Source organism: Lentzea sp. NBRC 102530 (assembly GCF_030269365.1).
Classification (GTDB): Bacteria; Actinomycetota; Actinomycetes; order Mycobacteriales; family Pseudonocardiaceae; genus Lentzea.
Genome location: NZ_BSTF01000018.1, coordinates 126,966 through 146,798, shown reverse-complemented (window position 1 = coordinate 146,798; position 19,833 = coordinate 126,966). Strand labels below are relative to the sequence as shown.

29 protein-coding genes are annotated in these 19,833 nt (G+C 69.7%); 21 read left to right on the top strand and 8 right to left on the bottom strand.

Annotation, left to right across the window (positions count from 1 at the left end; genetic code table 11):
* Positions 1–10 precede the first annotated feature (10 nt).
* From recO to QSK25_RS36810, 6 genes are read left to right on the top strand one after another with little or no spacing between them, the layout of a single operon-like run.
* Entirely contained in the window at positions 11–763 is a 753-nt protein-coding gene (recO, locus tag QSK25_RS36835; RefSeq protein ID WP_285645291.1) for a DNA repair protein RecO, read from the top strand.
* Between the two features lie 56 nt (positions 764–819).
* Positions 820–1,644: an isoprenyl transferase gene (locus QSK25_RS36830; RefSeq protein WP_285645290.1), complete on the top strand. Its 825-nt coding sequence runs from the start codon at positions 820–822 to the stop codon at positions 1,642–1,644.
* On the top strand, positions 1,641–2,039 hold the full coding sequence (locus QSK25_RS36825; protein WP_090100486.1) for a YbjN domain-containing protein: 399 nt from the start codon (positions 1,641–1,643) through the stop codon (positions 2,037–2,039). The genes QSK25_RS36830 and QSK25_RS36825 overlap by 4 nt, the downstream gene beginning before the upstream one ends.
* A 23-nt stretch (positions 2,040–2,062) precedes the next feature.
* Positions 2,063–2,488, top strand: coding sequence for a hypothetical protein (locus QSK25_RS36820; protein ID WP_285645285.1), 426 nt, complete (start codon positions 2,063–2,065; stop codon positions 2,486–2,488).
* Positions 2,485–3,495: a permease gene (locus tag QSK25_RS36815; protein ID WP_285645284.1), complete on the top strand. Its 1,011-nt coding sequence runs from the start codon at positions 2,485–2,487 to the stop codon at positions 3,493–3,495. The genes QSK25_RS36820 and QSK25_RS36815 overlap by 4 nt, the downstream gene beginning before the upstream one ends.
* Positions 3,492–4,196 (top strand): TIGR03943 family putative permease subunit, encoded by a 705-nt coding sequence (locus tag QSK25_RS36810; protein WP_285645281.1) that lies wholly within the window; start codon positions 3,492–3,494, stop codon positions 4,194–4,196. Before QSK25_RS36815 ends, QSK25_RS36810 begins: the two co-directional genes overlap by 4 nt.
* A gap of 4 nt (positions 4,197–4,200) precedes the next feature.
* On the opposite strand, the gene QSK25_RS36805 is transcribed toward QSK25_RS36810, so the two are convergent.
* Genes QSK25_RS36805 through QSK25_RS36795 form a run of 3 tightly spaced genes read right to left on the bottom strand, consistent with a single transcriptional unit; the run spans position 4,201 to position 5,236 of the window.
* Positions 4,201–4,599, bottom strand: coding sequence for a Fur family transcriptional regulator (locus tag QSK25_RS36805; RefSeq protein ID WP_191304953.1), 399 nt, complete (start codon positions 4,597–4,599; stop codon positions 4,201–4,203).
* The gene (locus QSK25_RS36800) at positions 4,596–4,946 is read right to left on the bottom strand and encodes an ArsR/SmtB family transcription factor (protein ID WP_285645276.1); all 351 of its coding nucleotides are present in this window, start codon (positions 4,944–4,946) and stop codon (positions 4,596–4,598) included. Before QSK25_RS36800 ends, QSK25_RS36805 begins: the two co-directional genes overlap by 4 nt.
* Before the next feature lie 11 nt (positions 4,947–4,957).
* A complete protein-coding gene (locus tag QSK25_RS36795; protein WP_285645274.1) occupies positions 4,958–5,236 on the bottom strand; it encodes a hypothetical protein in 279 nt (92 codons plus the stop codon).
* Positions 5,237–5,253: 17 nt separating this feature from the next.
* Here QSK25_RS36795 and QSK25_RS36790 point away from each other — a divergent pair, with 17 nt between their 5' ends.
* Entirely contained in the window at positions 5,254–5,631 is a 378-nt protein-coding gene (locus tag QSK25_RS36790; protein WP_285645272.1) for an antibiotic biosynthesis monooxygenase, read from the top strand.
* Here the strand turns inward: QSK25_RS36790 and QSK25_RS36785 are convergent.
* Complete coding sequence (locus tag QSK25_RS36785) at positions 5,612–6,289, bottom strand: tetratricopeptide repeat protein (protein WP_285645270.1); 678 nt, start codon at positions 6,287–6,289, stop codon at positions 5,612–5,614. The genes QSK25_RS36790 and QSK25_RS36785 overlap by 20 nt on opposite strands.
* A 93-nt stretch (positions 6,290–6,382) precedes the next feature.
* On the opposite strand from QSK25_RS36785, the gene QSK25_RS36780 reads away from it, so the two are divergent.
* The 8 genes from QSK25_RS36780 (at position 6,383) to QSK25_RS36745 (ending at position 12,286) form a co-directional block, all read left to right on the top strand.
* Positions 6,383–7,768, top strand: a complete 1,386-nt coding sequence (locus QSK25_RS36780; protein WP_285645374.1) for a glycine--tRNA ligase — start codon at positions 6,383–6,385, stop codon at positions 7,766–7,768.
* Between the two features lie 71 nt (positions 7,769–7,839).
* The gene (locus QSK25_RS36775) at positions 7,840–8,538 is read left to right on the top strand and encodes a hypothetical protein (protein ID WP_285645268.1); all 699 of its coding nucleotides are present in this window, start codon (positions 7,840–7,842) and stop codon (positions 8,536–8,538) included.
* The gene (locus QSK25_RS36770; RefSeq protein ID WP_285645266.1) at positions 8,535–8,855 is read left to right on the top strand and encodes a hypothetical protein; all 321 of its coding nucleotides are present in this window, start codon (positions 8,535–8,537) and stop codon (positions 8,853–8,855) included. The genes QSK25_RS36775 and QSK25_RS36770 overlap by 4 nt, the downstream gene beginning before the upstream one ends.
* On the top strand, positions 8,852–9,619 hold the full coding sequence (locus QSK25_RS36765) for a hypothetical protein (RefSeq protein ID WP_285645265.1): 768 nt from the start codon (positions 8,852–8,854) through the stop codon (positions 9,617–9,619). Before QSK25_RS36770 ends, QSK25_RS36765 begins: the two co-directional genes overlap by 4 nt.
* Positions 9,619–10,122: a hypothetical protein gene (locus tag QSK25_RS36760; protein WP_285645264.1), complete on the top strand. Its 504-nt coding sequence runs from the start codon at positions 9,619–9,621 to the stop codon at positions 10,120–10,122. The genes QSK25_RS36765 and QSK25_RS36760 overlap by 1 nt, the downstream gene beginning before the upstream one ends.
* Positions 10,123–10,136: 14 nt before the next feature.
* Entirely contained in the window at positions 10,137–10,946 is an 810-nt protein-coding gene (locus QSK25_RS36755; RefSeq protein ID WP_285645263.1) for a hypothetical protein, read from the top strand.
* Positions 10,943–11,377 (top strand): hypothetical protein, encoded by a 435-nt coding sequence (locus QSK25_RS36750; RefSeq protein ID WP_285645262.1) that lies wholly within the window; start codon positions 10,943–10,945, stop codon positions 11,375–11,377. The genes QSK25_RS36755 and QSK25_RS36750 overlap by 4 nt, the downstream gene beginning before the upstream one ends.
* A 72-nt stretch (positions 11,378–11,449) precedes the next feature.
* Positions 11,450–12,286: a hypothetical protein gene (locus tag QSK25_RS36745; protein ID WP_285645260.1), complete on the top strand. Its 837-nt coding sequence runs from the start codon at positions 11,450–11,452 to the stop codon at positions 12,284–12,286.
* Here QSK25_RS36745 and QSK25_RS36740 read toward each other — a convergent pair.
* Positions 12,276–13,052: a serine hydrolase gene (locus QSK25_RS36740; RefSeq protein ID WP_502881934.1), complete on the bottom strand. Its 777-nt coding sequence runs from the start codon at positions 13,050–13,052 to the stop codon at positions 12,276–12,278. The genes QSK25_RS36745 and QSK25_RS36740 overlap by 11 nt on opposite strands.
* A gap of 130 nt (positions 13,053–13,182) precedes the next feature.
* Positions 13,183–13,914 carry a Type 1 glutamine amidotransferase-like domain-containing protein gene (locus tag QSK25_RS36735; protein WP_285645257.1) on the bottom strand — a complete coding sequence of 244 codons (732 nt, stop codon included), beginning with the start codon at positions 13,912–13,914 and terminating at the stop codon, positions 13,183–13,185.
* A gap of 60 nt (positions 13,915–13,974) precedes the next feature.
* Between QSK25_RS36735 and QSK25_RS36730 the strand changes: the two genes are divergently transcribed.
* The 4 genes from QSK25_RS36730 (at position 13,975) to QSK25_RS36715 (ending at position 17,492) form a co-directional block, all read left to right on the top strand.
* Complete coding sequence (locus QSK25_RS36730; RefSeq protein WP_285645256.1) at positions 13,975–14,640, top strand: YdcF family protein; 666 nt, start codon at positions 13,975–13,977, stop codon at positions 14,638–14,640.
* Entirely contained in the window at positions 14,640–15,878 is a 1,239-nt protein-coding gene (locus tag QSK25_RS36725; protein ID WP_285645255.1) for a deoxyguanosinetriphosphate triphosphohydrolase, read from the top strand. The genes QSK25_RS36730 and QSK25_RS36725 overlap by 1 nt, the downstream gene beginning before the upstream one ends.
* Positions 15,879–15,888: 10 nt before the next feature.
* Positions 15,889–16,893 (top strand): serpin family protein, encoded by a 1,005-nt coding sequence (locus QSK25_RS36720; RefSeq protein WP_285645254.1) that lies wholly within the window; start codon positions 15,889–15,891, stop codon positions 16,891–16,893.
* A gap of 80 nt (positions 16,894–16,973) precedes the next feature.
* Positions 16,974–17,492 carry a Scr1 family TA system antitoxin-like transcriptional regulator gene (locus QSK25_RS36715; protein WP_285645253.1) on the top strand — a complete coding sequence of 173 codons (519 nt, stop codon included), beginning with the start codon at positions 16,974–16,976 and terminating at the stop codon, positions 17,490–17,492.
* Here QSK25_RS36715 and QSK25_RS36710 read toward each other — a convergent pair.
* Positions 17,489–17,665 carry a hypothetical protein gene (locus tag QSK25_RS36710; protein ID WP_157512840.1) on the bottom strand — a complete coding sequence of 59 codons (177 nt, stop codon included), beginning with the start codon at positions 17,663–17,665 and terminating at the stop codon, positions 17,489–17,491. The genes QSK25_RS36715 and QSK25_RS36710 overlap by 4 nt on opposite strands.
* A gap of 82 nt (positions 17,666–17,747) precedes the next feature.
* Between QSK25_RS36710 and QSK25_RS36705 the strand changes: the two genes are divergently transcribed.
* Positions 17,748–18,305, top strand: a complete 558-nt coding sequence (locus QSK25_RS36705) for a carboxymuconolactone decarboxylase family protein (RefSeq protein WP_285645250.1) — start codon at positions 17,748–17,750, stop codon at positions 18,303–18,305.
* A gap of 4 nt (positions 18,306–18,309) precedes the next feature.
* Positions 18,310–19,122: a class I SAM-dependent methyltransferase gene (locus tag QSK25_RS36700; RefSeq protein ID WP_285645249.1), complete on the top strand. Its 813-nt coding sequence runs from the start codon at positions 18,310–18,312 to the stop codon at positions 19,120–19,122.
* A gap of 1 nt (position 19,123) precedes the next feature.
* On the opposite strand, the gene QSK25_RS36695 is transcribed toward QSK25_RS36700, so the two are convergent.
* Entirely contained in the window at positions 19,124–19,750 is a 627-nt protein-coding gene (locus QSK25_RS36695) for a dioxygenase family protein (protein WP_285645248.1), read from the bottom strand.
* Positions 19,751–19,833: the final 83 nt, after the last annotated feature.

The following is a 19,833-nucleotide window of genomic DNA, read 5'->3' as shown; positions in this document are numbered from 1 at the left end:
CGGGACTCTGATGGCGAACCTGTACCGCGACACCGGCATCGTGCTTCGCGTGCAGAAGCTCGGTGAAGCGGACCGGATCATCACGTTCCTGACCCAGAAGCACGGCAAGCTCCGCGCGGTGGCGAAGGGCGTGCGCAAGACGTCGTCGAAGTTCGGTGCGCGGCTCGAGCCGTTCTGCCACGTCGACGTGCAGTTCTACCCCGGCCGCACGCTCGACATCATCACGCAGGTGCAGACGCTGGACGCGTTCGGCGTGGGGATCGTCAAGGACTACCAGCGCTACACGGCGGCGTGTGCGATCGCCGAGACCGCCGACCGCCTCGCGGCCGAAGAGGGCGAACCCGTGCTGCGCCTCTACATGATCGTCGTGGGGGCACTCAGGGCGTTGGCGGGCGCAGATCGTGACCCGTCGTTGTTGTTGGACGCGTTCCTCATGCGTGCGATGGCGTTCGCCGGGTGGGCGCCCGCGGTGAACGAGTGCGCGAAGTGCGGCGATCCGGGGCCACATCGGGCGTTCAGCATCCAGGCGGGCGGCTCCTGTTGCCCGAACTGCCGTCCCGCGGGTGCCTCTTCGCCCTCGCAGGACACGTTGGCGCTGCTCTCGGCGTTGCTGCACGGGCAGTGGCATGTGGTGGACGAGATTCCGCAGATCGCGCGCCGCGACGCGAGTGGCCTGGTCGCGGCCCATCTGCAGTGGCACCTCGAACGGCAGCTGCGCTCGTTGCCGTTGGTCGAGCGCAAGGCACAGCCCGCCGACGGCTAGTCTGGCGGCTACCGACAATGGTTTTCGCTCGATAGCTCGAAAGGACGTCTGGTCGAATGCTGCGTCGCCGCCGCTCTGAGCGTGAGAAGCGCGTCCCGCGCCCGCCGGAGCCGCACGAGTCCGGTGCGACGCCCCCGGACATCCCCGCCGACCTGGTGCCCAAGCACATCGCGATCGTCATGGACGGCAACGGCCGCTGGGCGAACCAGCGGGGGCTGTCCCGCGTCGAGGGCCACAAGCAGGGCGAACGCGTCGTGCTCGACGTCGCGAAGGGCTCCATCGAGCTCGGCGTGAAATGGCTCTCGCTGTACGCGTTCTCCACGGAGAACTGGAAGCGCAGCCCCGACGAGGTCCGCTTCCTGATGAACTTCAACCGCGACGTGATCGCGCGCCGCACCGACGAGCTCGACGAGATGGGCGTCCGCATCCACTGGGCCGGCCGCTCGCCGAAGCTGTGGGGCAGCGTCATCAAGCAGCTCCAGGAGGCCGAGGTCCGCACGGCCGACAACGACGTGCTCAACCTCGTGATGTGCGTGAACTACGGCGGCCGCGCCGAGATCGGCGACGCGGCCCGCGAGATCGCCCGCCTCGTCGCCGCCGGGCAGATCAACCCGGACAAGGTCGACGAGCGCATGCTCGCGAAGTACATGTACAAGCCGGAGATGCCGGACGTCGACCTGTTCATCAGGCCGTCCGGCGAGCAGCGGATCTCGAACTTCCTGCTCTGGCAGTCCGCGTACGCCGAGATGGTGTTCCAGGACATCCTGTGGCCCGACTTCGACCGCCGCGACCTGTGGCGCGCCTGCGAGAAGTTCGCCGGGCGCGACCGCCGCTTCGGTGGCGCCGTCGACAAGCCCGGCGAGGAGGTGGTGTCGTCGTGAACGCGAGCGGAGAGGCCCTGGAGGCCGCACGCAAGGCGTTGGAGCTGTTCCACGACGTGTCGGTGGACGACGACGGCGCGCTGAGCTTCCGCCACGGCGACGTGCCGTGCGCGGTGCAGGGCATGGAACTGGCCGAGGGCCTGACCGTGCTGTCGCTGACCGTCGTGGTCGCGTGGGACCTGCCGGCGGAAGCGGCGGCGTGGGTCGCCGAACGCGCCGGCCAGGGCCTGTTCGGAACGCTCGGTGTGATCCACTCCGAGCGCGGCACGGACGTGATGCTGCGCTACGCGTTCCCCGCGGACGGCCTCAAGCCCGAGCCGTTGAGCACGCTGCTCATGCTCGTCGTCTCGACCGCGTCGCAGGTGCGCGGCGAGCTCCTCTCCCGGTTTTCTTGAGAAAGGACCCTTCGATGGGTGGCGTGATCATTTACGAGCCGGAAGAGGACTCGGACGTCAACGAGTTCCCCTGGACCGTCACGTTCGAGCCGTCGGGCGGCGACGACTGGGACTCGTTCATCTGCGGCCCGTACGAGCGTGACCACGCCGTCGCGCTGGCCGAGGCCGTGGCGCTGGAGGACGAGGAGGGCGGCGTGCTGGCGATCGTGAAGCCGATGCTGCCCGCGCTGTCCGCCGAGGACGTCTCCGCCACCATCGAGGAGCTGCGCGAAGCCGCCCTCGAAGAGGAGGAGGACGAGGAGGAGACCGTCAACGGCACTCCCGTCGACTTCGACGACGACGACCTCGTGGAGGAAGAGGCGGAGTTCGCCGAGCCGCCCTCGCCCGAGGAGATCCGCGAGGGCATGGCGCGCCAGTACCGCCGCCTGCTGGACCTGGACTCGGAATGACGATCACCGGCGAGATCCGCTCGCCGAAGCGGCGCACCGGCCCGCCTCGGCTGAAGATCACGTCGTTGGAGGTGCTGTGCGGGATCCTCGTTCTCGCACTGCTCTTCCAGTCCCGGCTGGTCGACCTGCTCGACGTGCCGAAGCTGCGCACGGCGTCGACCGTGTTCGTGGCGATCTGCGTGCAGGCCATGCCGTTCCTCGTGCTGGGCGTGCTGATCTCGGGCGCCATCGCGGCGTTCGTGCCCGCGTCGGCGCTGCGCAGGCTGCTGCCCTCGAAGACCGCGCTGGCCGTGCCCGTGGCGGGTGTCGCGGGTGTGGCGCTGCCGGGGTGTGAGTGCGCCTCGGTGCCGGTCGCGCGCCGTTTGATGCAGCAGGGCGTCGCACCCGCCGTCGCGTTGACGTTCCTGCTGGCCGCGCCCGCCGTGAACCCGATCGTGCTGGTCTCGACGGCGGTGGCGTTCAACGACGCCCCGATGATGGTCGTGGCGCGGTTCGTCGGCTCGTTGCTGACGGCGATGGTCATGGGCTGGCTGTGGGTGCGGTTCGGCAAGATGGAGTGGATCGCCGAACGCGCGCTGGCGCGCATGTCCGACCACACCGGGCGGTCGAAGTGGGCCGTGTTCGCGGAGAGCTCGCGGCACGACCTGGTGGACGCCGGTGGGTTCCTGGTGCTGGGCGGGCTGTTCGCGGCGGCGTTCAAGACGTTCGTGCCGGTCGCGTGGATGCAGACGCTCGGCGGTCAGATCGTGCTCGGCGTGATCGTGATGGCGCTGCTGGCCGTGATCCTCGCGCTGTGCTCGGAGGCCGACGCCTTCGTGGCCGTCGCGTTCTCCGCGTTGCCGTTGCTGCCGCGCCTGGTGTTCCTCGTCGTCGGCCCGGCCGTCGACGTGAAGCTCATCGCGTTGCAGGCCGGTGCTTTCGGCAAGTCCTTCGCGTTCCGCTTCGCACCCGCCACCTTCGTGGTGGCGATCTTGTGCGCCGTCGTGTCGGGAGTGGTGCTGCTGTGAGGCGCGAGACCCAGAACATCCTGCTGGTGCTGCTCGGCGGCGCCCTGCTGAAGATCAGCTTCTCCGGGCTCTACCTGCGGTACGTCCAGAAGTCGCTGCTGCCGTTGCTGATCGCGGCCGGCGTGATCATGATCGGCCTCGCGCTGTTCTCGATCATCCAGGACATCCGCCGCGGCAAGGCCGCCGACGAGCACGACCACGAGCACTCGCACTCGTCGCGCTCGACGTGGCTGATGCTGCTGCCGGTGCTCGCGGTGTTCCTGATCTCGCCACCCGCGCTGGGCGGCGACGTCGTGAACTCGGCCGCCGACACCAACCAGACCCAGCGCACCCGCAACCTGCTCGGCGAACTGCCGTCCGGCGACGTGATCCCGTTGTCGATGACGGAGTTCGTGACGCGCACGGCGTGGGACGACTCGGGCACGCTCGACAGCCGCCGGGTGAAGCTCACCGGGTTCCTGCTGCGCGCCGAGGGCGAGACCTACGTGGCGCGGCTCGCCATCTCCTGCTGCGCGGCCGACGCACGGCCGTTGAAGGTGCGGCTGGGCGGGGACGTGCCCGCGCTGCCGGACGAGCAGTGGGTCGAGGTGACCGGGCAGGTCGTGCCGAAGTCGGCGAACGAGAAGAACTCGTGGGTGCCGAGCTTCACCGTGGAGTCGTTCACCCCGGTGCCCGAGCCGGTCGAGCCCTACGAGAGCTGAGGGCCTACTTCAGGCCCTTGGCGGTGCACTCCGCGCACGTTCCGAAGATCTCGACGGTGTGGCTGACCTGGGAGAAGCCGTTCTCCGCGGCGACCCGGTCAGCCCACTTCTCGACGGCGGGGCCCTCCACCTCCACCGTGCGGCCGCAGTGACGGCACACGAGGTGATGGTGGTGGTGGGCCGAGCAACGGCGGTAGATGGCCTCGCCCGAGTCGGTGCGCAGGACGTCGACCTGGCCCGCGTCCGCGAGGGACTGCAGGGTGCGGTACACCGTGGTCAGGCCGATGCCCTCGCCGCGGCGGCGCAGTTCCTCGTGCAGTTCCTGGGCACTGCGGAAGTCGTCGAGCTGGTCGAGCAGGTTCGACACCGCGGTGCGCTGCTTGGTGGACCTCAGTCCGGTCACAACTTCTCCTCGACGTGCGTCACAGCGTCCACCACGATGTGCGCCAGGTGTTCGTCCACCAGTCTGTAAACGACCTCTCGGCCGTGCCTTTCGCCGTGCACCACGCCCGCCGACTTCAGCACGCGCAGGTGCTGGCTGATCAACGGCTGGGCGACGCCCAGGGCCTCGACCAGTTCGTGCACGCACCGGTCGTGCTCGCGCAGTTGCAGCACGATGGCGATGCGGACGGGGGCGGCGAGGGCTCGGAGCAGGTCGCCCGCCTCGGCGAGGGTGTGCGCGGGGCGCGGTGGCGCCGGCGCGGGGGCCTCGCGTTCGGGGGAGTGCTCGCCGTGCAGCTGAGCGGTCATGGCGGCACACCTCACCTGGTAGGGATTTTCACAACCAATTCTACGGTGATGATGAGCAGTACCAGCAGGACCACCACGCGCAATGTGCGGTGAGCTGGGGAAAGCACCTTCCAGGTGGCCGCCAGCAGGGTGCCCGCGGCCACGATCAGGACGCCGAGCAGCACCGCGCCGACGGTGCCGCCGACCCAGACGCCGGTGATGAACAGACCGAGCACGAGCACGAACGCCACTGCCGGGCGGACGCGCGCCAGCGGGCCGTCGCCGGGCAGGAGGGGGCGCTTGGAGGTCACCGTGCCATCCTTGCACCGTGCTGCTCGTGTGCCGCTTCCGCGTGTCCGATCCCGAGACGTTCACCGACCGCGTCGAGGAGGCGTTGCGGCTGCTCACGGCTCAGCCGGGGTGCCGCCGGGGGACGTTGGCGCGGTCGACCGACGAGGACGACCGCTGGGTGCTCACCGTCGAGTTCGACTCCGTGGTGGCCTACCGGCGCGCGATGTCGCCGTTCCCCGTGCGCGAACACGTCATCCCGTTGCTGTCCGAGGCGCTGACCGACGAGCCCGCGATGTACGAACCGACGTTGACCAGCGTCGACGGTGCAGTCGAGAAGCACACGAGCGTGCTCGCCGAGGACGCGTTCACGGTGCGGCTGGGAGAAGCCGCGGGCCCTACGACCCCGCGGCGATAGCCTCCATCTCCTCGACCCACTCCTCCTGCGAGTCGTGGGGGAGGAGTTCCAGCGCCCGGCGCGCGGCGGCTGCGGCCTCCTCGGACCGGCCCAGCGCGTGCAGCGTCTTGGCCTTGCCGCTCTCCGCGTACGCCTCGGGCGTCTTCTCGAAGGCGTCCAGCGCCTCCTCGAAGCGGCCGTTCTCGAAGTAGAACCAGCCGAGGTTGTTGTGCAGCGGGCCGAGCCAGCGGACCAGCTCCGGGTTCGCCACCACGATCTCGAGGCCCTGCCTGGTCCACTTCTCGGGGTCGTCGACCAGCGACGCCATGTGCGCGGCGTCCACCGCGAGCGACAGGTCACCGCGTGTCTTCGCGAGGACGAACGCCGCCACGAACAGCGGTTGCGCGGCCTCCGGGTCACCCGCCGAGCGGTGCAGCCTGCCGCGTTCGAGCAACGCCCGCACGCGTCCCGTCGAGTCGGGCGCGACGAGCACCTCCGCCTCGTCGACCAACGTGTGACCTGCGGCGAAGTTCTCCCGCAGGCCCTCGACGCGCGCCAGCTGGGTCAGCACCTCAGCACGCTCGTCGTCCGTCTCCACGTCGCCCAGGAACGCGCGGAACCTCGCCTCGGTGCCGTCCAGATCGGCGAAGTCCCACAGCTCTCGCAGCCGGTCTTCCATTCCTGCAGGGTAAGGCTCCGGTCGCCCGTTCGGGGCGCAACGTGACGGGCTAGGCTTGAGCTCCCGATTCGCATTCCCCCGATGGAGTTCCCCTTGCCCGCCGATCGCATCGAAACCGTTGTCAGCCTCTGCAAGCGCAGGGGGTTCGTCTACCCGTGCGGGGAGATCTACGGCGGTACCCGCTCGGCGTGGGACTACGGACCTCTCGGCGTCGAACTCAAGGACAACATCAAGCGCCAGTGGTGGAACTTCATGGTCCGCGGTCGCGAGGACGTCGTGGGCCTGGACTCGTCGGTCATCCTGCCGCGTGACGTGTGGGTCGCCTCCGGTCACGTCGAGGCGTTCGTCGACCCGCTCGTCGAGTGCGAGTCGTGCCACAAGCGGTTCCGCGCCGACACGCTGTCCGAGGAGTACGCGGAGCGCACCGGCAAGGAGGTCGCCGAGGGCGACGTCTCCGACGTGCCGTGCCCGAACTGCGGCGTGCGCGGCTCCTACACCGAGCCGAAGATGTTCAACGGCCTGCTCAAGACGCACCTCGGTCCGATCGAGACCGAGGAGGGCCTGCACTACCTGCGCCCCGAGACCGCGCAGGGCATCTTCACGAACTTCCTGAACGTGCAGACGACGTCGCGCAAGAAGCCGCCGTTCGGCATCGGTCAGATCGGCAAGTCGTTCCGCAACGAGATCACGCCGGGCAACTTCATCTTCCGCACCCGCGAGTTCGAGCAGATGGAGATGGAGTTCTTCGTCGAGCCCGGGACGGACGAGGAGTGGCACCAGTACTGGATCGACGAGCGCACCCGCTGGTACACCGACCTCGGCATCTCCAAGGAGAACCTGCGTCACTACGAGCACCCGAAGGAGAAGCTGTCGCACTACTCGAAGCGGACGGTCGACGTCGAGTACCGCTTCCAGTTCGGCGGCCAGGAGTGGGGTGAGCTCGAGGGCATCGCGAACCGCACCGACTTCGACCTCACGACGCACTCGAACCACTCGGGTGTCGACCTGTCGTACTTCGACCAGGCGACGAACTCGCGCTTCAAGCCGTTCGTCATCGAACCGGCAGCCGGCGTCGGCCGCCCGATGATGGCGTTCCTGCTCGAGGCCTACACCGAGGACGAGGCCCCGAACGCCAAGGGCGGCGTGGACAAGCGCGTCGTGCTGAAGCTCGACCGCCGCCTCGCGCCGGTCAAGGTCGCGGTGCTGCCGTTGTCCCGCAACGCCGACCTGTCGCCCAAGGCCCGCGACCTCGCGACGGCCCTGCGCCGCAACTGGAACGTCGACTTCGACGACGCCGGTGCCATCGGCCGCCGCTACCGCCGCCAGGACGAGATCGGCACGCCGTTCTGCGTGACGGTCGACTTCGACACGCTCACCGACCTCGCCGTGACGGTGCGGGAGCGCGACACGATGTCGCAGGAGCGCGTGGCGATGGACCAGCTGGAGTCCTACCTCGCGGCTCGCCTGGTGGGCTGCTAGTTCCGTTGCTCCGTTCGGCCCTGTTCGCTGCTGCGTTGTGAAGTCGAGTGGTCACAGCGTGCAGGGATCGAATGGTCGAGGACAACCGCAGGTGGGGCTTCGAGGAAGCCGAGGACTGGGAGTACGAGGCCGGGCGGCGTGTCACACCGCCGCCCGCCTCGCCCCAGCCGGACGACGCTGACGCCTGCGTCGGTGCCGACGCGAGCGGCGCGGTCTCGGTGGTCGTCGAGCTCGACGGCCGGGTGCGCGCCGTCCGGCTGGCCGCCCGGTGGCGTGACAGCATCGACCAGCGCGCTCTCGACGCCGCCGTTGCCGATGCGGCGAACAACGCGACCATGCAGGCGTTGTCCCGATCGGTGGAAGCGCAGGGGGATCTGACGGCCGTCGAGCCGCTTCCTCCGGACCGGAGCGTCGACGAGACACCGTTCACCCGCGATGACGCGATGAGGTTGTTCGACGCCGTGAACACCGAACTCGCCTCGTTCACCTCCGGTCTCGATCAGACGGTGAACGTTCCCGTGCAGGCCGAAAGCCGCGGTGGACACGTCCGCGGCACGGCGCAGTCCGGCCGGATCGTGCGCTTCGAGATCGACGACAGGTGGGCGCACGCGGCTCCCGAAGCCGAGATGGAGGGCGAACTCGCCGAGGTCCTGCGCGCGTTGCACGACCGAGCCGCACCGGTGCCCCGTCCGGCCGGTCCGGCGATCGCCGAGCTCCAGGCGCTGGCGAGCGATCCGGCAAGGCTGCTGCGGAAAGTGGGACTGGCATGAGCGACTTGAAGGTCGCGCTCGAGGCGATGCGGGCGGACGCGGGTCTCTGGTCGGCCGCCGCCGACAACGTGGAGGGTCCGCAGAGCGCCATCGCCGGACTGACGCTGACCGGCCACGACGTGTCGATGTGGGCCGTCGACCGCGGTCTCGACCGCACCTGTGAGAACGGCAGGGTCGTGCTCGAGGACCTGCTGCGCCAGGCGATGTCGGCGTTCAACGGGCTCGGCGACAGTCTGCGCGCCGCTGCGGACACCTACGAGCGCGAGGAAGACGCGAACCTGCACGCGATGAACCGGCTGACGGGGGAGATCAGGTGACCAATCCGCTGGTCGTGCAGGCCAAGGGCAAGGCCGACGACGTGGACCGCGCCATCCGCCGGTTCTTCGACGTGGTGAACACGACGCTGAGCTGGGTCCCCGCCCCGTTGAAGTGGGTGATCGAGAGGGTCGAGGACGGCATCCGGATCGTCAACGTGAAGATCGCCGAGTTCTGGGACCGGGTGAACCAGCTCTTCGAGCAGCCGGGCGACTCGGATCGGCTCCGGCAGGTCGGCACGGAGTGGGTCGAGAAGGTCGGCAACAAGCTCGGTGACGTCGCCGGCACGGTCACGCTCGACAGGATGCGCACGAACGTCGAGTGGGAAGGCAAGGCCGCACGGGCCTACTCGGCGACGGTCCCGCCGCAGTCGCAGGGGCTGAACGGGGTCAAGGACGTCGCGAACCAGATGCGCGCGTCCCTCAACAGCCTCGCGAACTCGATCGACGCCTTCTGGATCGCGATGGGCGTGGCGCTGGCGACGTTCGTCGTGGCCGCCGTCGGCGCGATCGCCGCCGCCTGCACGGTGGTCGGCACGCCCGCCGCCGTGGCCGCGATCGCGGGCGGACTCACCGTCGCGATCGGCATCGTCGGTGCCACGATCATGGCGTTGGAGGCCCACACCAACACCATCGAGACCGAGCAGAACTCGATCATGCAGAAGATCCACGACATCGGTCGTGAGTGGACGATGCCGAACACGGGCGACATGGGCGACGCCAGTGTCACCGATGGCGACGGCTCGGATTGGAAGATCGGCAGTTGATGATCGTGGGCCAGGGGCCGCCACCGCAGTGGGTGCGGGTCCCCGACGAACGCGTCCGCTGGATCAGGAAGCGGCTCGCGTTGACGGGGCTACCGCTCATCGGCATGGCGCTGGTGTTCGGGATCGTGCTCGTCGCGGTCGGCCTGAACCTGCCGACGGCCGACAACCCGATCAACGTGATCGGCGTGGTGATCGCGGGGATCGGTGCGTTCTGGGGAATCTTGTCGGGCCTGAGTCTCGCGACGGCCCGGTCGTGCGCGCGGGACGGGTACGTCGACGTGAACGGGGCTCGCCTTGTCCGGCGGCTGCTCGGGGTCTGGTGGGCGGGGGCGATCTTCTGCGCGCTGTTCGCCTGGTTCTGCGAGGCGATGACCCTGAACGGCGGTGAGCGGCCGGTGCCGTTCACCACCGGGTCCGCCGTGTACCTCGCGGTGCTCGGGTTGCTCGTCGTGCTGGGTGGGGTCGCGTTCTTCACCGGGCGCCGGGTTCTGCGGGTCCGCTGAGGCAACAGAACGGCGTGCTCGTGCGTGATGAGGGCATGCGCGCACTGCCGTTGAGACAGATCGGCGCCCTGATGACGGGCGCCGGGATCGCGATGCTGGCCGGGATGGTCCTGGCCGTGCTGGACCTGCCGGTGACCGGGGTCGCCACCTGGTCGGTGTGGTGGGCCGTGGCGGCGGTGGCGTTCGGGCCGCTCCTGACCGGGGTGATGCTGCTCCGGCCGGGTCGTCGTGGCTTCGGGTTCCCCGTCGGGTTCTCGGTGATGGGCACGTACCTGGCCGGTGTCGAGGTGCGCGACGAGTACGTGGAACACCCGGCGACACCGATCACGACGGGCACCGTGGCGTTCTGCGTGATCGCGGTCTTGTCGGTCTCGTCGACCGTGCTGGTGCCGCTGCTGATCACGCCGAAGCCCGAGCTGGACGGGCCCGTCGGCGGGCTGCGGAGGTGGGGGACCGGGACGGTGGTGCTCGGCGGGCTGCTCGTGGTGGCGCTCGTCGCGGTGTCGTCGAGCGTGCCGGTGCCCGGGGTCGGCTGGCTCGTCGGGCTCGGTGTGGCCACGGCCGCCGGCACGGTCGTCACCGGTGTGCTCCTGCTGCGGGTGAAGGATCTTCGCGCTGCGCATCGAGGGCGTGTCGTGCTGCTCGGACTGGTGCTGGTCGCGCTGGTGGGCCTTGCCGTGGTGCAACCCGTCGCGTACGTGCTGATGACCGAGTCCGCGGTCGCCGGGATCTTGTACGACCTGCTGTACGTCGCGGCGACTCTCGGGATCGTGTTGGGTGCTTTCCGGCTGCACCGCGTGCTCGAGGGGGTTCCGGCGCGATGAGTTCGCAGGAGATCAGGCAGTACGGGGTCGCGCTCGTCGCGGCGGGGCCGGGGCTTGCGCTCACGGCGTTCGTGGCGGGGATGACGTTGCCGTTGCGCGACTTCGCCCGTCAGTGGCTCGCGTGGCCGGGTGCTCTGGCGGCGCTCGGGTGCGTGGTGGCCGGGGTGCTCGTGCTGCGGGTGCCCGACCTGCAGCGGCTGAACAAGCTGCTGCGGTACTGCCTCGGGGTTCCGGTCAGCTTCGGCACCATCTCGCTGCTGACCCTGTACACGGACCACCCCGGGGTCGACGGCCTGCTGACGAGCCTGAGCTCGGTGGTCTTCACCCTGGCGATGGTGGCGTCGGCCGGGTTGACGTTGTTCGTCGCGCTCCGGGTGGAACGCGCTGCCAAGGCGGGGAACCCCCGGGAACTCGGTCGCGAGTTCCTCTGACCCGAGCAACATCCCCGGTGCTTGCCGCGTGTTCTGGATATGACGGGGGAACGGGTCAGGGGGCGTGGCGGCGTGCAGGCCGCCACGGGGGTGGTGCTCGTCGTCTGGGTGGCGGCGTGCGCGGCGGTGATCGACGTGGCGAACCCGCGGGTGCTGCTGGCCTCGGCGGTGAGCGGCGGGCTGGTGTGCCTGTGTGCTGCGGCTGGCGGGGTCGTGGCGCTGCGGCTGACCGACGTGGAGTCGGCTGTCCGGTCGAGGCACGTGTTCGTGGTGCTGGAAGGGGTCGCCCTGGCGGCGTTCTTCCCGTTCCACTGGTTCGGGTTCGGCATCGAGCCCGTCGGCAGGCCCGGCACCTTCGCGGTGGGGGCGGTGCTGGCGCTCGCGGTGCCGGTGGCCGGGGCGCTGGTGCTCGCGCTGCGGCAGTCGCTCGCGGTGCACAAGATCGTCGTCGCCGAGTGCGGACCGCTCGCGCCCGACAGCGGTGCCGGTGAGCCGCTCGCGCGGGTCCGGGTGCTTTCGACCGTGCTCGTCGTGGTGGGGACGGCGCTGGCGCTCGCCGCGGTGGCGGTGGCGTTCGCGGCCCCCGCGTACCGGTGGATCCTGCTGGCCGTCGGGCTTCTGGTGACGCTCACGCCCGTGTTGCTCGGCGTGCGGCTTGCGAGCGTGAAGGACGTCTACGACGCGCGGCGCCGCAACGTCGGCAACTACGTCGTCGTGCCGTCCGCCGGTGGGGTCGCGGTGTACGCGTTCGCGTCCACCGCGGAGGAGGTCGGGGTGCTGTTCGGCGCGATCACGTTCGGCGCCGTCGTGCTGCTCGTCGTCGCGATGCTCGTGGTGCGGGAGTTCAGCGGCGACTGGGACCGGCCGTGGCGCGCGGACCAGGAACGCCGGCACCGGCTCAGCCCTTGACACCCAGCTTCGCGAGGACGGCCGTGCTGACGGCGTTGATCGAGTCCCTGGCCGTCGTCCACGACCCCGTCGGGTTCGTCGTCAGGACGGCGACGGCGTAGCGGTCGTCGAGCACGCCCGCGCTGTGCAGGTAGACGTCGGCGGGCAGGTAGTACATCCAGCCCTGCTTGGCGTAGACGCCGGTGACGCCGAGCAGGCCGAACGCCTGGTCGAAGCCGTCGGCGGCGGTGGCGGGCGCCTTCGAGAGGGCGCCGACGACCGCGTCGCGCTGTGCTGAACTCAACTGCGATGAGTTCAGGATGTAGTCGTAGAGCCGCACCATGTCGTTCGCGGTGATGACGACCTCTCCCCACTGCGAGGGGTCTTCAGGAGCGTGAGTACCTGTAAGTCCCGCCGCCGTGGCGACGCGGCCGATGGCGCCCATGCCGTCGAACCTCGTCCACAGCACGTCCATGGCGTTGTCGTCGCTCACGCTCAACGCGCGGTCGATGAGGGCGACGTCGCCGTCGGACAACGGCCGCCGCACCGCGTCGACGGCGAGGATCAGCTTCGACAGCGACGCCGAGTAGAACGGCTTGTCCCCTTGGGAAGACACGGTCACGCCCGTGCGAAGGTCCAACACCGCGAGGCCGACGTCGGACGCGCCGCCCGCCGCCGCGATATCCGATATATCGGTGGCTGATACATCGGATATCGGCGAGGTGGGAGCGACATCCGAGGTAGTGGATCCGCTATCCGATACATCGGCACCGTCACCCGTATCCACTACATCGGGGCCACGCGATATATCAGCGGAAGGCTTGCCGTGCGCGAGGCACGGCGCAGCGTCCGGGATGGCGAACACCGCCGCGACGAGGAGGACGATCAGGGCCCAGCGCACACTTCCAAGGTCCGCGTCAGAGCGCCCTGGTGTCGAGCTTTTCCTCCTGTGCGGTTGCTGAAGAATCCTCCCTGACCACCACGTATGCGCCGGCGCCCTGGCGTTCCGTCACCGCTTCGACGAGTTCGGTGCCGCGGTAGAGCAGGCCCGCGCCGTCGTCGGTGCAGTAGGTCGTCGGCAGCGTTCCGGCCGCCACCGCCTCGTGGATCTTCGGGCGGCGCTGCTCCTCGGAGTCGTAGTGCACGCCGTTGCCGTAGGGCAGGAAGCCCAGGCCGTTGGTGACGATCCGGAGGTCCGGGCCGAACGAGTCGGTCGCGCCGCCGGAGTGCCAGCAGATCGACCCCGCCGACACGCCGCTGAGCACCACGCCGGACTCCCACGCCTTGCGGAAGACCGCGCCGAGGCCGTGCACGTCCCAGACCGCTAGGAGGTTCGCGACCGAGCCCCCGCCGACCCAGACGACGTCGTGGGACAGGACGTAGTCCTCCAGGTCGTCGGTCGGCGGCATCGTGAAGAGGTTGAGCGGCGACACCTCGACGCCCGCGACCCTGCCCGCCTCGGCCATGTTCGCGTTCATGGCCCGCTGGTCACCGCCCGCTGTCCCCACGTGGCACAACCGGGGCGCGCGGCCGTCCACGCCGGCGAGGTCCAGCGCGAAGTGGATGAGCTTGTTGAACTCGAAGTAGGTCCTGCGCCCGGAGCGCAGACCTCCCGACGTGGCGAGGATGGTGGGCTGCTCAGCAGGCATGACGATGATCCTCGCAGGGGCGTCAACGCGACCCCCGCCGGGTCTGGAACCATGCGTGGTGTGCGGACCACGCCCCTCAAACCACTCGCCAGGATTCGCCGGATCGTGTTGCGCCTCGTCTTCGGGGCGCTGGCCATCGCCGTGCTCGTCGGCGGCGGCACCGCGTTCCGCGTGTGGCAGGTCGCGCGCGTGGACGACTGGACGAAGGCCGACATGGCGGTCGTGCTCGGCGCCGCGCAGTACAACGGCGTCCCGTCCGACGTGCTCGCGGCCCGGCTGGAACACGCGCTCGGCCTCTACCAGGAGGGCGTCGTCGGCTACATCGCGACGACCGGCGGCCGCCAGCCCGGTGACAACTTCACCGAGGGCCAGGTCGGCAAGCTGTGGCTGGTCAAGCGCGGGGTGCCGGAGGACAAGGTGCTCCAGGTCGGCGAGGGCGCGGACACGCTCGGGTCGTTGCGGGCCGTCGCGTCCGTCGCGAAGGAACGCGACCTGAAGACCGCGGTGATCGTCAGCGACCCGTGGCACTCGCTGCGCGCCCGCACGATGGCCGAGGACGCCGGGCTGACGGCCTGGACGTCCCCGACGCGCGTCGGCCCGAACGTGCAGACGCGCGAGACGCAGTGGTTCTACATCAAGCGCGAGACCGGAGCCCTGCTCTACTACCGCCTGATGAAGGCGCACGCCGGCGTGTTCGAGGAGCTGAACCTCCCTAAAATCGGGTGATGGGATACACCGGCCACGACGCGGAGCGCCTGCTCCCCGAAGAACCCAAGAGCGCCGCGCTGCCGGGTTCCCGCACCGAGGCGCGCACGCCGTTCTCCCGTGACCGGGCCCGCGTGCTGCACTCCGCCGCGTTGCGCAGGCTCGCGGGCAAGACTCAGGTCGTCGGCCCCGGTGAGGGCTCCGAGGTCACCGGTGTGCCGCGCACGCGTCTCACGCACTCGCTGGAGGTCGCCCAGATCGGCCGCGGCATCGGCGAGGAGCTGGGCTGCGACCCGGACGTCGTCGACACCGCCGGGCTCGCGCACGACATCGGGCACCCGCCGTTCGGGCACAACGGCGAGAGGGCGCTCAACGAACTCGCGGGACCGTGCGGTGGTTTCGAGGGCAACGCGCAGACGTTCCGCATCCTCGCCCGCCTCGAACCCAAGACCGCGCACGGCCTGAACCTCACGCGCGCGGTGCTCGACGCGTCGACCAAGTACCCGTGGACGCGCACGCCGGGCATGGTGAAGTTCGGCGTGTACGACGACGACCTCGAGGTGTTCGAGTGGATGCGTGCGGGTGCACCGGACCGTGAGCAGTGCATCGAGGCGCAGGTGATGGACTGGGCCGACGACGTGGCGTACTCGGTGCACGACGTCGAGGACGGCGTGCTGGCCCACCGCATCAGCCTCGGCGCGCTGGCCCGTCCCGACGAACGCGCCGCCATCGCCTCGCTGGCCGCGAAGACGTTCTCCGAGGAGTCCGTGGCGACGCTGGAGGCCACCGCCGAGGAGCTGCTGGAGCTGCCGGTGATCGGCTACTGGACCGACCACGAGTACGACGGTTCGCTCGGCGCGCAGGTGGCGTTGAAGAACCTCACCAGCGAACTGGTCGGCCGGTTCGCCTCCGCCGCCGTCACCGCGACCCGCGCCGTGCACGGCGACGGCGCCCTGACGAGGTACACCGCGTCGCTGGAGGTCCCGAGCCAGGTCGCCGCGGAGGTGGCGCTGCTCAAGGCGATGGCCGTCCGGTACGTCATGAGCGACCCCGCCCGCCTCGCCATGCAGGCCAAGCAGCGCGAGCTGATCACCGACCTCGTCACCCGCCTGGTGGAACGCCCCACGTTGCTCGACCCCGCGTTCCGCCCGGTGTTCGCGGCCGCGTCCTCCCCCGAGGCGAGGCTGCGCGTCGTCGTCGACCAGGTCGCGCTGCTCACCGACGCGCAAGCCGTGGCCTGGCACCGCGCATCGGCGTAGGTTCGGGGGCGTGGCAGCCCACGACTTCGCCCTCGCCCTGCACCGCGTCGCCGTCCCGGACCCCACCGCGAACGCGTGCTGGTCGCCGTTCTCCGTGGCCTCGGCGCTGGCCCTGGCCCGCGAGGCCGCCCGCGGCGAGACCAGAGCCGAACTCGACGGGCTGCTCGGCGACTTCGACCCGTCCGCCGCGCGCGACGTGCCCGAACTGGCCGTCGCGAACACGCTGTGGGCCGACGACGGCCTGACGATCGACCAGGACTTCTCGCTGGCCTCCTCGGTGCGCCGCACGGCGTTCTCCGACCCCGCGACCGTCCGCAAGCTCGTCAACACCGACGTCGCCGAGACCACCCGCGGCCTCATCCCCGAGCTGCTGACGGACCCGCCGCCCGCGGACGCCGCCGCGATCATCGTGAACGCCCTGTACCTCAAGGTCGGCTGGCTGAACCCGTTCGTGAGCGGGGAGACCACGCCCAAGCCGTTCCACGCGCCCGGCGGCGACGTCGACGTGCCGACGATGACCGTCACCGAGAAGTTCCGCTACGCACACGCCGACGGCTGGCAGACGATCGTGCTGCCCGCCGACTCCGGTGTCGAGACCGTGGTCCTGCTGCCGGACACCTCGCTGGACCAGCCGCTGCCACCGTCCGCACTGGACGCCCGCACCCCCACCCGCCTCGAACTCGCACTGCCCACAGTGGACGTCCGCGCGCGCTTCAACCTCAAGAACACGTTGCGGCGGCTCGGGGTCGAGCGCATGTTCCAGCGCGACGCCGACTTCTCCGGCCTCTCACCGGACGACCGGATGTTCGTCGACGACGTGGTGCACGAGGCCGTGCTGAGGCTGGACGAGGAGGGCCTCGAAGGCGCGGCGGCCACGGCCGTCACGTTCCGCACGGTGTCGTTCGAGATCCCGGCGGACCCGGTGGTGGTGACGGTCGACCGGCCGTTCCTGCTGGCGGTGCGGCACGCGGGGTCCGGCGAGATCTACTTCCTCGCGCAGGTCGCCTCTCCGTAACCCATCGGCGGACCCCGTTCGCCCTGATGGGCGAGCGTTTCGCACGGCGAGATCATGATCATGGCCTTACGGTTCCAGGCATGACCCAGCACGGTGCCGGCGAACAGCTCGTCGTGCTCGCCGCGGCGGGAGCCACGCGCATCACCTGCTTCAGCGGCGTCACGATCCCGGTCCTGCTCAGGACCGAGTGCTACGCGAAGGCGCTGGCGGGGGCGCTGGGGCTCGCGCCGTCGCCGGAGCTGCGAGGCGACGGTGTGCTGCCGCAGTGCGTGTTCTTCATCCACGAGTACGCGCTGAACACCGTCGTCGGGGGTGACCGGCTGATGGAGGACCAGGTCCTGCACCTGCTGTTCCACGCGCCGTCGATCCGGATCGTGCCGGCCAGTGCGGGCGGGGCGGCGGCGGTGGGGCTCGACTACGCGCTCATCCAGTACGAGCACGAGCCGCCGCTGGTCTACCTCGCGAACTGGACGCTCGCCAGTGATGCCGCGACCGTCGAACGGGCCGTGGCGATCTTCCAGCGCATGCACGCCGTCGCACTCGACAACGAACGGTCGCGCGACGTGCTCATGGAGTACGTCGCGCGGTACGACCGTTAGGGGGTGTTGCGGCGCAGGAACAGGCGCATGCCGTCCTCGCCGGGCAGCGCGCACAGCAGCAGTTTGACGTTCTGGTGCCGCACCGGAACCGCACACGAATCGCCTGCCAGCAGCGTTCCCGCCAGCAGGCCGGCCGACTCGTGGTCGATGTCCAGCACGAAGTCGTTGCTCATGCAGGGACCCTATGAGTAGAGCGGCTCGGGCCCCAGTCACCCAAAGGTGTCACGTTCTGGCGGGCTGCCTCGTCCACCGTGCATGACGAGGATCAACGGAGTTGCCAAGAAGGACGCGGGCCCGCTGCTCAAGGCCGTGTACTGGTTCGCGCGGCGGGAGTTCGGGGCCGTGCCGGAGCCCGTCACCGTGATGGCGCACCACCCGAAGCTGCTGATGGCGAGCGGGCGGCACGAGCTGGCGGTCAAGAAGGCCGTGCACGGGCCGTTGTTCGAACTGGTCGTCTACCGGACGGCGGTGAAGCTCGGCTGTTCGTGGTGCGTCGACTTCGGCGCCATGCTGATGAAGCACGGTGGCCTCGACGTCGAACGGTTGAAGCACATCGATGAGTACGCCACCTCGCCGTTGTTCACCGACCTCGAACGCCAGGCGCTCGCCTACGCCGACGCCATGACCGACACCCCGGTCGCCGTCACGGACGCGCAGGTCGCCGAGCTCGAGAAGCTCCTGGGCCGCAAGCAGCTCATCGCGCTGACCCACCAGATCGCACTGGAGAACCAGCGGGCCCGGTTCAACAGCGCGTTCGACATCAAAGATCAGGGGTTCACCAGTGGTGACGCCTGCCGCGTCCCGACACACTAGGGGAGTGGAGAAGATCACCCTGACGGGTGCGCAGGAGACCATGCTCGCCACGCTCTACGGACGGGCCCTCGACAGCGTGCGGCCGGAGTCCGTGCTGCACGACGACGAGGCCAAGCGCGCCGTCGACCGCATCGACTACGACTTTGACAAGACCGGGATGAACACGACGACCGCCGTCGGTGTCGCCATCCGCGGCCGCGTGCTCGACGACTGGACGCGCGAGTACCTCCAGCACACCCCGTCGTGCACGGTGCTGCACCTGGCCTGTGGCCTGGACACGCGCGCGCTTCGCGTCGAACGGCCGGACACCGTGCGGTGGGTCGACGTGGACATGCCGGACGTCGTCGCGTTGCGGCGCAAGCTCTTGCCCGAACCCGAGGGCGACTACCGGCTGGTGGCGTCGTCGGTCACGGAGGACGCGTGGCTCGCCGAGGTGCCCGCCGACCGGCCGGTGGTCGCGGTGTTCGAAGGCCTGTCGATGTACCTGACCCAGCAGGAGGGACACGCGCTGATCAGCCGCATCACGAACCGGTTCGCGAGCGGTGAGCTGCTGTTCGACGTCTACGGGTCGTGGGGGATCAAGCTGCAGAAGCTCGTGCCGGCCGTGAAGAACGCGGGCGCGACGCTGCACTGGGGCGTCGACGATCCGCGCGAGATCGAGGCGTTGCGCCCCGGACTGACCACAGTGGACTCCTGGCGCAGCGTGGACCTGCCGCACCTGGACGCGTTGCCCAGGTCCGGCAGGATCCAGATGAAGGTCGTCAGCGCGGTGCCGAAGCTGCGCGACGTCGGGAAGCTGCTGCGGATGCGGTGGTGAGTCAGGCGTCCAGGACGAAGTCGAACTTCGCGGTGTAGCGGTTGCCCACCAACGGGCCGAGCTCCACCTCGCACTCGCGGTCGAGGTAGGCGTCGCGCCGGTTCAGGTAGGCCACGTTCATCCCGTACGCCCTGAGGTTGTCCGGGAAGAACAGCTGCGTGGTCAGGATCCGGCCGCCGCGGGGCTGCGCCTTGACGTGGATGTGCGGGGTGCGGCCGGGGTAGTCCTTCGGCACGATCGTCTCCAGCACGTACGCGCCGGAGGCGTTGGTGAACTGGTGGCCGCGCATCTTGAACGTGGTGTTGTCGTAGACACCCCGATCGTCCGCCTGCCAGAAGTCCAGCAGTGCTCCGGGGATCGGCTGGCACTTCATCGTGTAGACGAAGCCGGTGATGCTCAGCACGATCCCGGTGACGCCGGGCGTGCGCAGGTTCGTGCGCTGCGGTGAGTTCCGCTTGAAGTAGGGACCCTCGATGTTCGACGGGGTGTCGTCGTCATCGACGCAGGTCGGGGTGAGGGGCAGCGGGGCGCTGCGGGCCGTGGTGGTGCCGGCGGCGGTCAGGGCGACCACGGCGGCCGCACCGGTCGCGAGGAACGTCCGGCGCGAGGGGATGTCGTGTTCGGGCATGAGCGGACTCCGGGTGGTTGCAACCCGCGGCAGGGGGCTTGGGCTGGACCGACGGCGTGTGACGTTAGCCAGCAAGCCGTTCC

What these genes read in the sequence shown, in the direction of transcription:
- recO (WP_285645291.1), top strand. Translation starts at nt 11, where the DNA reads ATGGCGAACCTGTACCGCGACACCGGCATCGTGCTTCGCGTGCAGAAG.
- QSK25_RS36830 (WP_285645290.1), top strand. Translation starts at nt 820, where the DNA reads ATGCTGCGTCGCCGCCGCTCTGAGCGTGAGAAGCGCGTCCCGCGCCCG.
- QSK25_RS36815 (WP_285645284.1), top strand. Translation starts at nt 2,485, where the DNA reads ATGACGATCACCGGCGAGATCCGCTCGCCGAAGCGGCGCACCGGCCCG.
- QSK25_RS36800 (WP_285645276.1), bottom strand. Translation starts at nt 4,946, where the DNA reads ATGACCGCTCAGCTGCACGGCGAGCACTCCCCCGAACGCGAGGCCCCC.
- QSK25_RS36785 (WP_285645270.1), bottom strand. Translation starts at nt 6,289, where the DNA reads ATGGAAGACCGGCTGCGAGAGCTGTGGGACTTCGCCGATCTGGACGGC.
- QSK25_RS36775 (WP_285645268.1), top strand. Translation starts at nt 7,840, where the DNA reads ATGGTCGAGGACAACCGCAGGTGGGGCTTCGAGGAAGCCGAGGACTGG.
- QSK25_RS36770 (WP_285645266.1), top strand. Translation starts at nt 8,535, where the DNA reads ATGAGCGACTTGAAGGTCGCGCTCGAGGCGATGCGGGCGGACGCGGGT.
- QSK25_RS36760 (WP_285645264.1), top strand. Translation starts at nt 9,619, where the DNA reads ATGATCGTGGGCCAGGGGCCGCCACCGCAGTGGGTGCGGGTCCCCGAC.
- QSK25_RS36750 (WP_285645262.1), top strand. Translation starts at nt 10,943, where the DNA reads ATGAGTTCGCAGGAGATCAGGCAGTACGGGGTCGCGCTCGTCGCGGCG.
- QSK25_RS36735 (WP_285645257.1), bottom strand. Translation starts at nt 13,914, where the DNA reads ATGCCTGCTGAGCAGCCCACCATCCTCGCCACGTCGGGAGGTCTGCGC.
- QSK25_RS36725 (WP_285645255.1), top strand. Translation starts at nt 14,640, where the DNA reads ATGGGATACACCGGCCACGACGCGGAGCGCCTGCTCCCCGAAGAACCC.
- QSK25_RS36715 (WP_285645253.1), top strand. Translation starts at nt 16,974, where the DNA reads ATGACCCAGCACGGTGCCGGCGAACAGCTCGTCGTGCTCGCCGCGGCG.
- QSK25_RS36710 (WP_157512840.1), bottom strand. Translation starts at nt 17,665, where the DNA reads ATGAGCAACGACTTCGTGCTGGACATCGACCACGAGTCGGCCGGCCTG.
- QSK25_RS36705 (WP_285645250.1), top strand. Translation starts at nt 17,748, where the DNA reads ATGACGAGGATCAACGGAGTTGCCAAGAAGGACGCGGGCCCGCTGCTC.
- QSK25_RS36695 (WP_285645248.1), bottom strand. Translation starts at nt 19,750, where the DNA reads ATGCCCGAACACGACATCCCCTCGCGCCGGACGTTCCTCGCGACCGGT.